Source organism: Hymenobacter monticola (assembly GCF_022811645.1).
Classification (GTDB): domain Bacteria; phylum Bacteroidota; class Bacteroidia; order Cytophagales; family Hymenobacteraceae; genus Hymenobacter; species Hymenobacter monticola.
Genome location: NZ_CP094534.1, coordinates 1,015,312 through 1,029,019 on the forward strand (window position 1 = coordinate 1,015,312; position 13,708 = coordinate 1,029,019).

At 63.8% G+C, this 13,708-nt stretch carries 12 protein-coding genes; 4 read left to right on the forward strand and 8 right to left on the reverse strand.

Annotation, left to right across the window (positions count from 1 at the left end; all coding sequences use genetic code 11):
* The first annotated feature begins 61 nt into the window (after nucleotides 1-61).
* Together MTP16_RS04490 and MTP16_RS04495 are read left to right on the forward strand one after the other, a co-directional pair.
* A complete protein-coding gene (locus MTP16_RS04490; RefSeq protein WP_243516292.1) occupies nucleotides 62-661 on the forward strand; it encodes a shikimate kinase in 600 nt (199 codons plus the stop codon).
* 36 nt (nucleotides 662-697) lie between these two features.
* The gene (locus MTP16_RS04495; protein ID WP_243516293.1) at nucleotides 698-1,375 is read left to right on the forward strand and encodes a sterol desaturase family protein; all 678 of its coding nucleotides are present in this window, start codon (nucleotides 698-700) and stop codon (nucleotides 1,373-1,375) included.
* A gap of 77 nt (nucleotides 1,376-1,452) precedes the next feature.
* Here MTP16_RS04495 and MTP16_RS04500 read toward each other — a convergent pair whose 3' ends face one another.
* From MTP16_RS04500 to MTP16_RS04515, 4 genes are all read right to left on the reverse strand, one after another.
* Nucleotides 1,453-1,632 carry a hypothetical protein gene (locus tag MTP16_RS04500; RefSeq protein ID WP_243516294.1) on the reverse strand — a complete coding sequence of 60 codons (180 nt, stop codon included), beginning with the start codon at nucleotides 1,630-1,632 and terminating at the stop codon, nucleotides 1,453-1,455.
* A gap of 383 nt (nucleotides 1,633-2,015) precedes the next feature.
* Complete coding sequence (locus MTP16_RS04505; RefSeq protein ID WP_243516295.1) at nucleotides 2,016-2,843, reverse strand: TPM domain-containing protein; 828 nt, start codon at nucleotides 2,841-2,843, stop codon at nucleotides 2,016-2,018.
* Nucleotides 2,840-3,298: a TPM domain-containing protein gene (locus tag MTP16_RS04510; RefSeq protein WP_243516296.1), complete on the reverse strand. Its 459-nt coding sequence runs from the start codon at nucleotides 3,296-3,298 to the stop codon at nucleotides 2,840-2,842. The genes MTP16_RS04505 and MTP16_RS04510 overlap by 4 nt, the downstream gene beginning before the upstream one ends.
* Before the next feature lie 133 nt (nucleotides 3,299-3,431).
* Complete coding sequence (locus MTP16_RS04515) at nucleotides 3,432-4,010, reverse strand: LemA family protein (RefSeq protein ID WP_243516297.1); 579 nt, start codon at nucleotides 4,008-4,010, stop codon at nucleotides 3,432-3,434.
* A 199-nt stretch (nucleotides 4,011-4,209) separates the two neighbouring features.
* On the opposite strand from MTP16_RS04515, the gene MTP16_RS04520 reads away from it, so the two are divergent.
* Nucleotides 4,210-5,211, forward strand: a complete 1,002-nt coding sequence (locus tag MTP16_RS04520; protein WP_243516299.1) for a sugar phosphate nucleotidyltransferase — start codon at nucleotides 4,210-4,212, stop codon at nucleotides 5,209-5,211.
* A gap of 52 nt (nucleotides 5,212-5,263) precedes the next feature.
* Complete coding sequence (locus MTP16_RS04525) at nucleotides 5,264-5,839, forward strand: DUF2306 domain-containing protein (RefSeq protein WP_243516300.1); 576 nt, start codon at nucleotides 5,264-5,266, stop codon at nucleotides 5,837-5,839.
* 157 nt (nucleotides 5,840-5,996) lie between these two features.
* Here MTP16_RS04525 and MTP16_RS25855 read toward each other — a convergent pair whose 3' ends face one another.
* The 4 genes from MTP16_RS25855 to MTP16_RS04545 all read right to left on the reverse strand — a co-directional run bounded on the left by MTP16_RS25855 (nucleotide 5,997) and on the right by MTP16_RS04545 (nucleotide 13,362).
* On the reverse strand, nucleotides 5,997-8,993 hold the full coding sequence (locus MTP16_RS25855) for a T9SS type A sorting domain-containing protein (RefSeq protein WP_262922658.1): 2,997 nt from the start codon (nucleotides 8,991-8,993) through the stop codon (nucleotides 5,997-5,999).
* Nucleotides 8,994-9,690: 697 nt separating this feature from the next.
* Complete coding sequence (locus MTP16_RS04535) at nucleotides 9,691-10,917, reverse strand: carboxypeptidase-like regulatory domain-containing protein (protein ID WP_243513453.1); 1,227 nt, start codon at nucleotides 10,915-10,917, stop codon at nucleotides 9,691-9,693.
* Between the two features lie 142 nt (nucleotides 10,918-11,059).
* Entirely contained in the window at nucleotides 11,060-11,722 is a 663-nt protein-coding gene (locus MTP16_RS04540) for a hypothetical protein (RefSeq protein WP_243513452.1), read from the reverse strand.
* A 176-nt stretch (nucleotides 11,723-11,898) separates the two neighbouring features.
* The gene (locus MTP16_RS04545) at nucleotides 11,899-13,362 is read right to left on the reverse strand and encodes an IS4 family transposase (protein WP_243513451.1); all 1,464 of its coding nucleotides are present in this window, start codon (nucleotides 13,360-13,362) and stop codon (nucleotides 11,899-11,901) included.
* Nucleotides 13,363-13,708 lie beyond the last annotated feature (346 nt).

Consider the following 13,708-nt stretch of genomic DNA (forward strand, 5'->3'; position numbering starts at 1 on the left):
TCAAACGATTTGTAGTAATTCAAACGGCGCGGACGTGATAAGGTCCTTCGCTCTGCTCAGGATGACAAACAACATCAAAACGCCACCCTTTCCTACCGCCTCCCTGATACCCGGCGGCTCGGGCCACCTCAGCCTCGTGGGCTTGCCCGGCGCAGGCAAAACCACGCTGGGCCGGCAATTGTCCGCGCACTTCAACCGCCCGTTTCTAGACCTGGATATTGCCATTGAAGCCCATACCGGGCGTAGCGTGCGCGAGCTTTTCGCAGTAGAAGGTGAGGCCAGCTTTCGGGAAGTGGAGTCGGCGGTGTTGCGCAAGGCGCTGAATTACGCCGGAGCGCCGCTGGTGCTGGCCACGGGCGGCGGCACGCCCTGCTTCTACAGCAACATGGAGTTGCTCAACCAAGCCGGGCCGACGCTTTGGCTCGACGTGCCGGTGGCCGTGCTGGCGGCCCGCCTGCCCCCTGAAGAAGTGGCCAAACGCCCCCTACTGGCCGCTGCCGGCGGAGCCGAAGCGTGGCTGCGCGAAACCCTTAAGGCCCGAATGAAGTTTTACGCCCAAGCTCGACTACGTTGCTCGTCAGCGTGTACGTTGCCAGCCGTGGTGGCGCAGTTGGCGGGCATTGGTTTTGCCTTGCCCGGCACTTTGCCCCCGGCATTGTAATTTTGCCTCTTCATTATTTCGTCGTTCGCTAGTCATATGCAATCCGTATCCACCGAAGAACCAGACGTTAAGCCAACGCCCGCATTCGATGTCAACACCCCCATGCGGCCCAAGCACAAGGGTTCGGCACAGCTGTTTCAAAATCCTTTGTTGGAGCGCCTGTCGCACACGCACATTGCCCTGCCGGTGGGCATTTTCGCTATTACGGGCATCCTGAGCATGTATTACGGCCTCACCCGCGGCTTCATGACCGGGCTGGGCGCGCTTGGGCTGTTTTTGGCGGGGCTGCTGGCGTTCACGCTGGTGGAGTACCTGGTACATCGCTACGTGTACCACATCCCGGCCACCACGCCGGGCCGGGCCAAGTTCCAGTACACCATGCACGGCGTGCACCACGAGTACCCCAAGGACAAGACGCGCCTGGCCATGCCGCCCATCATCACGGTGTTTGTGGCCTCGCTGCTGTTCTTCATTTTCCGCTTCAGCTTTGGCTCCTATGCGTTTGGGCTGCTGTCGGGCTTCACGTTCGGCTACGCCATGTATCTGTTTGTGCACTACGCCATTCATGCCTACGCGCCGCCCAAAAACTTCCTGAAAGTGTGGTGGACGCACCACAGTCAGCACCACTACCGGCAGGATGAGGTGGCCTTTGGCGTGAGCAGCACGCTGTGGGACCACATCATCGGCACCATGCCCAGCAAGCGCAGCGAGTAGTTTTCCATTCGCTTACTATGCAAAAAAGCGCGGCTCCTTCGCAGGAGCCGCGCTTTTTTGTGGGTTGGCCGGCCAACTTAGGAGCGCGGGCCACGCATCTTGTTCACGATGAAGAACAGCAGCGCCACCACCACAAACACGGCAATGATGCCCGTGTAGGCACCGGCTTTGAAGATGCCGGCAATGGCATCGCAGCCGGTGAGCGTGGTGGCCAACGCGAAGAAAAAGAACAGCAGGGTTAGGCGGGAGGCATTCATGACATTGGGAAAGGAAGGTTGAAAGAAGTAGGGCAGTGCTTGGTTGCTGCCGCATAATAAGCTGTTACTAGGGCTGTGCGGAAAAGGTTGGATAGAGCGGCGTTGCAGGTGGGCGCGCGTCTGGATTCGGCTGTCATTGCGAGGGCAAAGCCCGTGGCAACCGAAGGTCAGCGAAGCTAATCCGTCCTTTTCCCTACAACCAGCCTTTTATGCGATAAAGCCCTGCTAAAGCGAAAAGCCCCGGCACTGCGTAGTGCCGGGGCTTTCTGGTATAAGGAAGTGTCTGGTGTTAACAGGACGGATTAGCTTCGCTGCCCTTCGGTTGCCACGGGCTTTGCCCTCGCAATGACAGATGGTACTCGTTGCCAACCGCATGGTGCCTCTTACCAGCTACCGCTGGCGCCGCCGCCGCCGCTGCTGCCGCCCCCAAATCCGCCAAAGCCGCCGCCGCCGCCTCCACCGCCCCAGCCGCCACCGCCGCCGCCGAAGCCACCGCCGCCGAAAATGATGGGGGGTACAAAGCCGCCGCCAAAGCCGCGGTTGCCGCGCCCTCCTCCCCCGCCGCGGTTGCGCAGCATGATGAAGATGAGCACCATGACGGCGATGATGACCCAGAACGGGATGCCGGAGCCGCTGCGGTCACGCGTGCGCGGCTGGCGGGCATCGGCCGGGTCCATTTTGTACTCGCCTTTGGCGAGGGCAATGAGTTGGTCGGTGCCGCGGTCGAGGCCGGCGTAGTACTGGTTTTCGCGGAAGGCGGGCACCAGCGTGTTGCTGATGATGCGCTTGGCGATGGCGTCGGGCACGGCGCCTTCGAGGCCATAGCCGGTCTGGATGCGGGCCTGGTGCTCCTGCTGGGCCACCAGAATGAGGATGCCGTTGTTCTTGCCTTTGCGGCCGATGCCCCAGCTTTCGTAGAGGTTCTGGGCGTAGTTGGCAATTTCGTCGCCGCCCAGGCTGGGCACGGTCACGACGGCGATTTGCGAGGAGGTGCTGTCGTCGTAGGCCACCAGCTTGCGCTCCAGCGCCTCGGCCTCGGCGGGCTGCATCAGGCCGGCCAGGTCGTTGACCAGGCGCGGCGGGTTGGGGCGCGGGGGCACGCCCTGGGCCGCGGCCGTGAGGCTGGCCCAGGCCAACAGCAGCACCAGCAGCCAACGCCACGGCACGGGCCGCAGCGCTAAGAGGCGGGCGTCAGCCACGGAGTTTTTCATGCGTCGGAAGACGGCTTCTGGCCGCCGAAGGAAATAGAATCGTCCAGCTCGTTCTGGTCGGTGCTGGCATTGTAGGGGAAGTAGCGCTTGAGCTGTTCGCCCACCATCTTGATGCCGCGCTCCAAGCCCAGCACGTAGTTTTCGTGGCGGAACTGCTCCAGCACGGCTTCCTTGGTGGTTTCCCAGAAGTCGTCGGGCACAGCGGCGTTGATGGCCGAGTCGCCCACCACGGCAAATTGCCGGCTTTTCCAGGCCAGGTAAAACAGCACGCCGTTGCGGGCGGCGGTCTTGTGCATGTTCAGCTCGCCAAACACCTGGGCGGCGCGGTCGAGCGGCTCGGGCGTGGGGCAGGTGTCTTCGAGGTGCACCCGGATTTCGCCGGAGGTCGTGACCTCGGCCTGCCGGATGGCGGCCACCAGGGCCGCGTCCTGGGCCGGAGTGAGGGGAGAAGTCATGGGCGGGAATAGTTAACTCCTGTCATCTTGAGCGTAGCGAAGGACCTTCTCACGGAAGCACGAAATGCAGTAAACCAATTTGTGCTTTGGTGAGAAAGTCCTTCGCTACGCTCAGGATGACAGGTAGGAAGCTTTAAAACTGCACCGTGGGGGCCTTGCTGGCAGCCGGGTCGGCCTCGAAGTAGGGCTTGGGCGGGAAGCCGAACATGCCCGCAAACAGGTTGTTGGGGAAGGAGCGAGTGAAGGTGTTGTAGTCGTTGGTGACGGCATTGAACTTGTTGCGCTCCACGTTGATGCGGTTTTCGGTGCCCTCAATCTGGGCTTGCAGCTCCTGGAAGTTGGCGTTGGCTTTCAGGTCGGGATAGTTTTCCGACACGGCCAGCAGGCGGCCCAGGCCGGCCGATACCTGGCTCTGGGCTTCCTGGAAGCGCTTGATGTTTTCGGGCGTGAGGTCGTTGGCGTTGAGCTGCACGCTGGTGGCCTTGGCGCGGGCTTCCACCACGCTGGTGAGGGTGCCCTGCTCGAACTTGGCGGCGCCCTTCACGGTGTTCACCAGGTTGCCGATGAGGTCGTTGCGGCGCTGGTAGGCGCTTTGCACGTTGCCGGCCTGGGCCTTCACGGCCTGGTCGCGCTGCACCATGCCGTTGTAGCCGCACGACGACTGGGTGAGCAACAGGGCCAGGCCCGCGAAATACAGAAGAAAGCGTTTCATTTTAGAAAAAAGAAGGGGTGAAGGTGAAAGAAGCGAAGGTTTTGCCGGGGCGCCGAAACCTGGCGCCGCTGGCCCGGTTTAGGCCCGGGCTTGGCGCAAAGTACGCAGCTTGGCCCCAGTAGTTGTAGCTTGCTGCTTAGCTGGGCGTGCCCGGCCTTCTTTGCTCCCCTTTCATCGGATTCTTCCCCGGTTCATTACAATGAAAGTCGTCATTCCCGTTGCCGGCATCGGCTCGCGCCTGCGCCCCCACACCCACACCCAGCCCAAAAGCCTGGTGCCGGTGGCCGGCAACACCATCCTGGGCCACATCATCGACCGCCTGCGCGTGGCCGGGCTCACCGAGTTTGTGTTTGTGGTGGGCTACCTGGGCGATAAAATTGTGCGCTACGTGCGCCGCAACTATCCCGACCTTAACGTCACCTTTGTGCTGCAAGAGCCTCGCGAGGGCCTGGGCCACGCCCTGTGGCTGGCCCGTGAGGAGTTCCGCCACGACCCTGACGGCGTGCTCATTATGCTCGGCGACACCATTGTGGACGTGGACCTGCCCGCCCTGCTGGCCACACCCGGCTCGGTGCTGGCCGTGAAGGAGGTGAAGGACCCTACCCGCTTCGGCATTGTGGAGCTGGGCGCGGGCGGCCGGGTGAGCAAGGTGGTGGAGAAGCCCAAGATTCCGAAATCGAACTACGCCATGGTGGGCCTCTACAAGCTGGCCGACGCCGACAAGCTGGCCCAGGCCCTGGAGTGGCTGCGCGAAGCCGAGGTGCGCACCCACGGCGAGTTCCAGCTCACCGACGCCCTCATGCACCTCATCGAGGAAGGCGAGGCCATGACCACCTGCCCGGTAGACAATTGGTTTGACTGCGGCCGCAAGGAAACCCTGCTCGAAGCCAACGCCCGCCTGCTGAACACCGCCGAATTCCTCGACGACCGTGATTACTCAGAATTTCCCGACTCGGTGATTATTCCGCCGGTGAGCATCGGGCGGGGCTGCCAGATTTCGCAGTCCATCATTGGCCCCAACGTGGCCATCGGCGACAAAACCATCATCAGCCGCACCATCCTCACCGACTCCATCATCGGCAGCTACTCGGAGCTGCGCTCGGCCGTGATGCACGACTGCATTGTGGGCTCCGATGCCTCGTTCCGCGGCATGAACCACTCGCTCAACATCGGCGACAACACCGAAATCGACTACAGCTGAGGGCTGAAGCTACCGCCCAATAACCTCCGCGCCTTGGCGGTGTTTTAGCGGCATGCTCTCCTTCCTGCATTCTTCGGCCAGTGTGGTGCATCTGGTGGCCGCGGGGCTGGCCCTGGCCACGAGCACGCCCCTGGTGCTGGCGCCCAAGCGCACGCGGCGGCACCGGTACCTGGGCGCGGCGTACGTGGCCAGCATGGCGGTGCTGCTGCTGAGTGCGTTCCGTATGTATTTTCTGTTCGGCCGGTTCGGCATTGTGCACTACGGAGCGGTGGCCAGCACGCTGGCCCTGGGCGTGGGCACGGGCGCGGTGCTGACGCGGCCAGTGCTGCCCGCGTGGCGGCAGTGGCACTACCTGGGCATGGGCGTCTCGGTGACGGGCTTGTACGCAGCGCTGGTGGTGGAAAGCACCTACCGCTTGTTTCCGGCCGCCTGGTTCTGGTGGGTGACGCTGGGCCCGGCCGCGGCCGTGCTACTGGCAGGGGCACTGGTGCTATGCTGGCGCTTTCCGCCCTGGCCGCGCAGCAGCATGGCTTTGCCATCGGCCGACGAGGTGGCTGCGAACCAGGCTTGGGAATCTTCCGATATTTATCGCTACGCAAGTGCCGCAGAAGCTCCCAAAACGCGCTAAACTGAAACGACGGCTTATTAGAAAGAGCTTCTGCCGGGCAGGCACCAACGGATGGTAGAAACGAAAAAGCCCCAACTGCTCGCGCAGCCGGGGCTTTTTTCTATCGTCAATCAAGCCTGCTTAAGAGCCGGCCCGGGGCAGGACCGGCTCAGACGGGCTAGTTGATGACCACGCGCTTGGCCAGGGTGGCATCGCCGGCGCGCAGGCGCAGGGTGTAGACACCGGCCGCCAAATCGGCGGTGGACACCGTGAGGCGGGCACCGGTGGCGGGCAGGGGCGCCGACTGCGTGCGCACTACCTGACCCAGGGCGTTGAGCAACTCTGCCTGCACGTGCTTAGCGCCGGGCACAGCCGGCACCACTGCCGTGAAGCTCTCGTGGGCCGGGTTGGGGAACACGCTCACGCCAGCCGCCGCAAGGGCGTTGGCAGCGGCGGAGATGGTCACGTAACGCACGTTCACGTTGTCGAGGCCGATGTCGGTGCTGCCGTTGTCGCCGGTGGCGCGGAAGCGAATCACGCTCGTGGCCGTGGCCGTGGGCAAGGACACGGTGTAGGTGGTCCAGGCCGTGTTGGTCACCTGCGTGAAGAGCGGCGCGCCGAAGGTGGTGCCGCCGTCCGTGCTCAGCAGCACCTCAATCTTGTCCGTGCCGCTCGTGTTGATGTAATCGAACGTCACGGCAGGCGTGCCGGTACCGCCGCTGATGTTGGCGTACAGGTCGAAGGTGGCAAACTCGGTCACGGGCGAGACGTTGCCGGAGTGGTAGCGGGCCGAGAAGTTGGAGCTGGCACCACCCGCGTTGCTGCCGGCCGGCGTGTAGCCGTAGTTGCTCGAACCGCCCGTCCAGTTGGCGGCCGCCCCGTCGTCGTAGCGGCGGAACGAAGCGTCCGGGTCGGTGGCGCCGGGCGTGAGCTTCCAGTTCAGGCTCGGCACGTCGCGCAGGGCGCAGTTGCTCACCCACGTATTTTCAAACGTCTGCGTGTACGGCACCGTCGCATAGGTCGGCGTTACGCAGTTGAAGGGCGTAGTGAACGTGACCGGGGCGGAAGTCGTCGAGGTGCTGGTGCCGCAGTTAGTGGTCAGCGTGACGGTGTAGGTGGTGCCGGGCGTGAGGCCGGTGAGGGTGATGGGCGAGGTGGTGGCGTTGGCCTGGGTGGTAGCCGGCGAGGTCGTTACCACGTAGCTGGTTGCGCCGCTCGGGGCCGTAAACGTTACCTGGGCCGTGGTGGGCGTGAGCGTGGCCGCGGCCACAGCCGCCGCCGCCGCCGGGGCGCAAGCCACGTAGTTCACGTTCACGTTGTCGAGGCCGATGTCGGTGCTGCCGTTGTCGCCGGTGGCGCGGAAGCGAATCACGCTCGTGGCCGTGGCCGTGGGCAAGGACACGGTGTAAGTGGTCCAGGCCGTGTTGGTCACCTGCGTGAAGAGCGGCGCGCCGAAGGTGCTGCCGCCGTCGGTGCTCAGCAGCACCTCAATCTTGTCCGTGCCGCTCGTGTTGATGTAATCGAACGTCACGGCAGGCGTGCCGGTACCGCCGCTGATGTTGGCGTAGAGGTCGAAAGTAGCAAACTCGGTCACGGGCGAGACGTTGCCGGAGTGGTAGCGGGCCGAGAAGTTGGAGCTGGCACCACCCGCGTTGCTGCCGGCCGGCGTGTAGCCGTAGTTGCTCGAACCGCCCGTCCAGTTGGCGGCCGCCCCGTCGTCGTAGCGGCGGAACGAAGCGTCCGGGTCGGTGGCGCCGGGCGTGAGCTTCCAGTTCAGGCTCGGCACGTCGCGCAGGGCGCAGTTGCTCACCCACGTGCTTTCGAACGTCTGCGTGTACGGAACCGTCGCATAGGTTGGCGTTACGCACGGGAAAGCCGTCGTGAACGTGGTGGTAACCGTGCCCGACGTACCGCCCACCGAGCAGTTGCTGGTCACATTTACGGTGTAGGGCGTACCGGCCGTAAGGCCAGTGAGCACCAGCGGCAAGGCCGTGGTGGCGCTGCTCACAGTGTAGGTGGTGGTGGCGGGCGTGGTGGTCACGGTGTAGTCGGCCACGCCCGAGGCGGGCGCGGTAAACGTGAGGCTGGCCGTGCTAGTGGTGATGGAGCCAACGGTCAGGGCCGTGGGCGCGGCGCAGGCCGTGGACGTCACAAACCGGGTTTCGGTGGGCACCGAGGCCCCGGCCGCGTAGTTGGCCACAATGCTCACGGCGTAGCGGGTGTTGGCCGCCAGGCCGGTGAGCGAGAAGGGCGAGGCCGTGACGGTGAAGGGGCTGCCCGCGACGGCCGGCGTCACAGTAGCCATGTAAGAGGTGGGAGCCGTGGCGGCAGTAGCCGGGGCCGTGAAGTCAATAGTAGCTGTGTTGCCGGTGATGGCCGAAGCCGTGGGCCGGATGGCCGTCAGCTGCGCCGTGGCCGAAGGCGTGTAGATGAAGGTGAGGCCCGAAGCCGGCACCAGCGCGGGCCCCACGGCCACCGTCGAGGTGTTGGTGACAGTGGCAGCGGTGTTGGTCAGGTCCCAGCCCACGGCACTCGCGCGGTTGTTGAAGTCGGTGTTGGCCGCGCCGCGCAGGCCCACCTGCGGGTTGGTGCCCGCCGATACGCCGGTGAAGCTGCCGTAGACAATGCGAATGACGTTGGTGGTTTCGGCCAGGCGAATCTGGTAGTTCTCCACGCCGCCCACGCCGCCGTAGGCACCCCAGTTGGCGTACTGCACCACAAACTCGCGGTTCGGAGCCGTGCCCTCGGTGGAGGTGCTGATGGCCGCGCCCGCGTTGCTGCGTCCGCCGCCGTCGAGGCCGAAGGCCGAGACGGCGCCGGCGTAGGCGGTGCTGGAAGAAAGGGGCACGTAGCTGCTGGCGCTGGGCGCGGTGGCGCCAAACGTGATGAAGCCGTTGGAGCTGACGCGCAGGCTGGTGTAATCCGTACCCGCGAAGTTGAAGGTGAAAGGAATGGTGCTGGCGGGGTACACCGTGTTATCGTCGGTGATGCCGGCGCTGATGACGGTGCCAGTGATGGCCGTGTAGGTGCCCGTGGTTTGGGTGAAACCGTAGGCGTCGGCCCGGCTCTGGGCCTGGCTTAGCTGCGGCAGCAGCCAGACCAGCAGTGCCAGGGCGCTGGCCCAGCCGCCCTTCCTCCAGGAGAAAGGCGGCGTGAAACGTAAAGAAGATGCCATGAATAAAAAGGGGAAAAAGGTGGAAAAGTAAGAGGGTGAGATGCAAAGCTAGTGCTTTGGCCCGGGCGGGCATCGGCTGCCACGCCCCCCAACTTGGGGAAGCAGCGCCAGCGCGCCCAGTTAGCCGAGCATTTGAAGCAATAAGCACCAGATTATAAGGCCATATTGCCAAGCCCTGCTGCGGCAGTATAGCCCGACAATCCGTTCCAAGCGAAACTGGGAATCAGGCCCCTGGCGGCAACAAACTTGTCCGGCTGGTGGGCAGGCCGTGGCATGCTGGCGCGGCGGCTTTCCGCCCCCGTGGCGCCGCTGTGCGGCATATGGCGCTTAGAAACTATAAAAGTTCTATCCGCGCCGGCCGCGCCGCCAGCAGCAAACCGGTGGCAGAAGCGAAAGAAGCCTTGGCTGCGTGTGCGGCCGGGGCTGCTTTGTGTGAACCCGTTTGCTACAAAATAAAGGACTCCCTTTGGCGGTGTGTTAGATGTACTCACGAATCCGACTCCTTATGCGACAACGAAAAGCCCTCACATCGATGCCTTGTCCTTACCCACATCTTTGAAAGCGCTGGCTGATAGGCCAGCGCTTTTTTAGTTAGCTGAAATTATAGGTTCTGAGCGTTGCGAGGCGCGCCCATTCTACCAAACAGTGCCATCCTACGCCAAAGGGTTTGCCAACTTGGCGGCCCGTTGCCGCCGGGCTATTTGCTTAGCTCCTGAATGGCTCGTTCCTCTGCTTTCGTGGCCGCTACCGCGTTGCTTTCCAGCCAATAAGGGTATTCGTACCGGGTCCCCCGGCGGAATAACGGGCCCGCGTAGCGCTGCGCGTGGGGGATTGGAGCGGGGTTCGCGCCCAAATCCGTCACCACCAATTCGCTGGAGAAATTATACTGGGTTGGGGCTTTCGCCAACGCCACCACTTGCCACCCCCGCTCCATGCGAACAAACGCGGGATACACCCGGCCGTGCACCTCCCGGTATTCCAACCGCTTGTAGAACGTGGTCACGTTGGCGGACACGACACCCGCGCGCACGCTGTAATTGTACGGTTGCAAGGCCACGGGTACTTCGGACTCAATGCGCCGAATGTGCAGCGTGGTGGGGTCAATGTACACCGTCGCCTGCCGCAGGTGGCGTTCGGCGCGGGTGCGGGGCGTGCAGGTGATGACGTAACCCGTCGCCTCGTTCGTCTCCGCATCGGCGACCAGCACCTGGAGACGATACGTATAAAAATAGAACGCCGTGCTGTCCAGAAAAGGACTGCTTTGCAAGATGTTATAGTAATCGCCGGCCATTGTCACATCCAGGGGTTTGGGGAGCAACGCGGTCAACAGCCCCCCGCCGTGGGCGGGGGATTCCCCGACCCGCGACTGCAACACCTGGGCTTGGACGGTCGGGTGTTCGGGTTGCCGGGGATTGGCTTCCAAATAATAATCAATCAGCGCGTCGGCAAATTTGGTGTACACGCCGTCGCGGGTCACAAACTCCCGGTAGTAGGTTTTGAGCAATAACGGGCTGGCCATGTCGGCGCGCGTCTGGCGCACCGCTTGGTTGAGCAACGCGGTCGGCGAGGGCCCCGTGACGCGCACGGGGGCCAATTCCATCGCTTGGGGCTGCAAGGAAAAAACCGGCGGGTTTGCCAGCAGGGTGGCCGAAAGCGCCTGTTTCTGTGCCGCGTAGCCCAAGGCCTGCACGAGCACGGTATCTGCGGCGTGGCCGGCCACCTGCAAGCGAAAGGCCCCCTCGCCGTTGCTGACGGTGCCCACCGTTGTGTGCAAAAGGCTGACCGAAGCGTACGGCACGGGACGCTGTGTTTGGCCGTCCCGAACGGCACCCGTTAGCACCAGCGGTGCCAACGCTTGCCCCGTCGCGGAGCCGGCGCCCAAACTTCGCCCCAGCAGCAGAAAAGCGAACAATAACAAACGCATAGCAACAGCAACCTGAGCGGTGGTCAACCGGAGATGGAATGAAAAAGTCCCCTTGCGCGAGCAAGGAGACCTTTCGGTGCGACACCACGACCACCCGCGCTAGTCAGTGGTCCTGGTGTCGCACAGGGTTAGCCGCGGCGGCTCACGGCGCGGGCGGCTCGTTCCAGAAGATGATGGACAGGACCGCCACCACGGCCGCGCCGATGATAAAGCCGCCGTCCAAGGCCACCAAAAACAAGTACCACCCCAGCCGGTCGCCCCGGGCCGCGACGGTGGGCTTGGTGGGCCCTTGCGTGGTGGGGTACCACAAATTGTCGGGGTTTGCTTGCGCCGTTAACCAATACAGCGCGCTGTGCTCGGTGACCGAGGCCATCGCCAGCAGGCGGGCCGTCGCGGTCGCGTCCAGTCCGGCGTTTTCCACCAGGTCGGAAAAAGCGGCCACTTCTTGGCGCAGGTGCTCAAAAGTGCCCGCCGTCACCGTTTCCGCGTTGAGGTTATTCGCCGCGTATTGGTCCAAGGCATTGGCCAGGTAATATTCCTTTTCAGAAATAAGGTTTTGCTCGTACAGATACTGCAACGGATTGGTCATGGTGACCAACGGCGTTACCGCTTCTTTGAACGTAGCCCACGAAACAGGCGTCTGGGCCGGCAGATTCAGGCTTTCCGCGAAGGACACCGCATTCTCACAGGCAAAGTTGTAGACTTGCTCGTGGGTGAGGGAGGAAAACCCGGGTTGATGGGCGATGGCATCCAGCGTAAAATTATGGAAGAACCCCGCACGTCTTGCAATTTCATTGTCGGTCATAGAATTGAAAGTAGTTGATTTGGGATGAGGAAGTTAGCGCGCTTCAAGGTACTAACGTTTTTTTTCATCTCCATCGTATGCGGTGAATAGAATACGTCGATGCACCATAATCTTTGCGACGAGCTTTTGCCCCATGCCTTAAATGAAAAGCGCCGGCCTACCGGCCGGTGCTTTTTTTAGTCTTCCTCCAGCCGAAGCTGCGTGGCCAGCCGTACGCCTTCAACCAGTTGGCGCAAACTCAGCAGCCCCCGCCACAGCGTTTGCCAGCCCGGCGGCCCGTCGCCGGCGCGCCCCAAGTGTCCACCCAGCCCGGCCAGGGCGTAATACACCTCCCGCACGGTGGTAAGCGGACGTTGGCACTGCCCCCGCAGCACGCGCAAATAGCTGACCGACAAGCCGGCCCGCTCGGCCGGCGCGTCTGGCTGCTGGCGGCTGTGCTCGCGCAGGGCCACCAGGGCCAGGGCTACCACACTCAGCACGGCCACGGCCGCGAACAGGCGGGCCGCCGTTTGCAGTTGCAGCCGCTCGGCACCCAGCCCCGTTTTGAGGGCCTTGTGGAATTCCTCAATCAGCCAGCGGCTGGCGTACTGCCGCCCCACGGCCTGGGCCTGTGCGAGGTCGGTCACGGGAAAATCAGTCAGCAGCAGCCATTCCAGCCCCGGGATGCCATCGGCCCGCACTTCCCACACGCGCACGACCGTCGCGGCCACCGGCGCACCCTTGCCCGTGGCGCCCCCCGGCCGCTGGGGGGCCCGCAGGGCCAGCGGCGGGCTCCAACTCAGGTGCAGGGTCACCTGCCGCGCCGGCTGGCCCGGCCGTCCGCGCAACGACAGGGCCAGCGTGCCCTGGCTGGGCTGGGCGCGGGCGCGCTCGAAGAGGCGGCCAGCTGGTTCCTTGGCGGGCCCCACCACCAGGCCCCGGTCCTGGGCAGCGCGCACCACGAACCCCAGCCCTTGCTGCTGGCACTGGTACAAATGCTCATAGACATCCGCGCCCCGGTCGGCCACCACCACCCAGCGGGTGTCGGGTGGGGGGCTGCCCACCGCCCGCAGGCTCTGCGTCCACAGGGCCGATTCGCGGGCCCGGGCCTGCCGCAGGCGGGCCTGGTTGTGGGGACCGGCTTTTTCGGCGTCAGGCGCGGGCTGGCGCACATGAAACTGCTGGTCCAGCAGGCCCAGCAGCGGCAAGGGGGGGCGCTGGGCCCGAGACGGGGCGGGTCCGTCGGCGGGCCAGGCGGCGGCTAGCAGCGAATGGAGCAGCACCCCCTGGTGGCGAACCGTGCCCGGCCCCACGGGCCCCAGGCCCGGGCGGCGAGTGGCCGCCTCGGGCCAGAGCAGTTCGGTGGTGTCTTCCAGCAGCAGGTAGGTGCCCGGGGCCTGGAGCTGATGGCTAACCACGTGGCGATGCGGCTGTTGAAAGGCGTCGGGCGTGGCCTGTGGGTGGTCGAGCAGGCGATAGGCGGCCTTGCTGGCCCCGGCTTGGCCCTGATTCAGGCGCGGGATGCTGGCCCCGGGCTGGCGACACCAGCCGGCCGCGAGTAGCACCAGCCGCCGGCTCCGGCGCGCGTCCCCCAACGGTGCGGCCCCAAAATGATGCTGCGCCCAGCTTAGCGGGTCGCAGAAATGCGTAGCAATCGACATGACCGAAAGCTACGCGCTGGCCAAAAAAAACGCCGGCCTACCGGCCGGCGCTTCTCAATAAGATGTGGGTAAGGACAAGACATCGATGCAAGGGCCTTTTTCGCTTATTTCGTTTTAGTTCGGCTCCGCTTTCAGGTAGCGGTTGACCGTGTCTATTGATATTTCCAGTTCCCGGGATTCTGGTCTTTGTCGCTGGTCGACACCCGGTCGTAAAGGGCTACTCGCATGGTTGAAGTCACCCCTCAATAAACGACGTTAAAAGTGGCTTGGCAACCCTGCGTATTATGGAGGTACGGGAGTTTACGAAACTCATCACTCTTGTGCGTTTCGTAAACTTTGATTCGTA

Excerpts from the sequence above, each read along its gene's own strand:
- MTP16_RS04490 (WP_243516292.1), top strand. The coding sequence starts at position 62 with ATGACAAACAACATCAAAACGCCACCCTTTCCTACCGCCTCCCTGATA.
- MTP16_RS04515 (WP_243516297.1), bottom strand. The coding sequence starts at position 4,010 with ATGAAACGCTTTCTTCTGTATTTCGCGGGCCTGGCCCTGTTGCTCACC.
- MTP16_RS25855 (WP_262922658.1), bottom strand. The coding sequence starts at position 8,993 with ATGGCATCTTCTTTACGTTTCACGCCGCCTTTCTCCTGGAGGAAGGGC.
- MTP16_RS04495 (WP_243516293.1), top strand. The coding sequence starts at position 698 with ATGCAATCCGTATCCACCGAAGAACCAGACGTTAAGCCAACGCCCGCA.
- MTP16_RS04545 (WP_243513451.1), bottom strand. The coding sequence starts at position 13,362 with ATGTCGATTGCTACGCATTTCTGCGACCCGCTAAGCTGGGCGCAGCAT.
- MTP16_RS04525 (WP_243516300.1), top strand. The coding sequence starts at position 5,264 with ATGCTCTCCTTCCTGCATTCTTCGGCCAGTGTGGTGCATCTGGTGGCC.
- MTP16_RS04535 (WP_243513453.1), bottom strand. The coding sequence starts at position 10,917 with ATGCGTTTGTTATTGTTCGCTTTTCTGCTGCTGGGGCGAAGTTTGGGC.
- MTP16_RS04520 (WP_243516299.1), top strand. The coding sequence starts at position 4,210 with ATGAAAGTCGTCATTCCCGTTGCCGGCATCGGCTCGCGCCTGCGCCCC.
- MTP16_RS04540 (WP_243513452.1), bottom strand. The coding sequence starts at position 11,722 with ATGACCGACAATGAAATTGCAAGACGTGCGGGGTTCTTCCATAATTTT.
- MTP16_RS04500 (WP_243516294.1), bottom strand. The coding sequence starts at position 1,632 with ATGAATGCCTCCCGCCTAACCCTGCTGTTCTTTTTCTTCGCGTTGGCC.
- MTP16_RS04505 (WP_243516295.1), bottom strand. The coding sequence starts at position 2,843 with ATGAAAAACTCCGTGGCTGACGCCCGCCTCTTAGCGCTGCGGCCCGTG.
- MTP16_RS04510 (WP_243516296.1), bottom strand. The coding sequence starts at position 3,298 with ATGACTTCTCCCCTCACTCCGGCCCAGGACGCGGCCCTGGTGGCCGCC.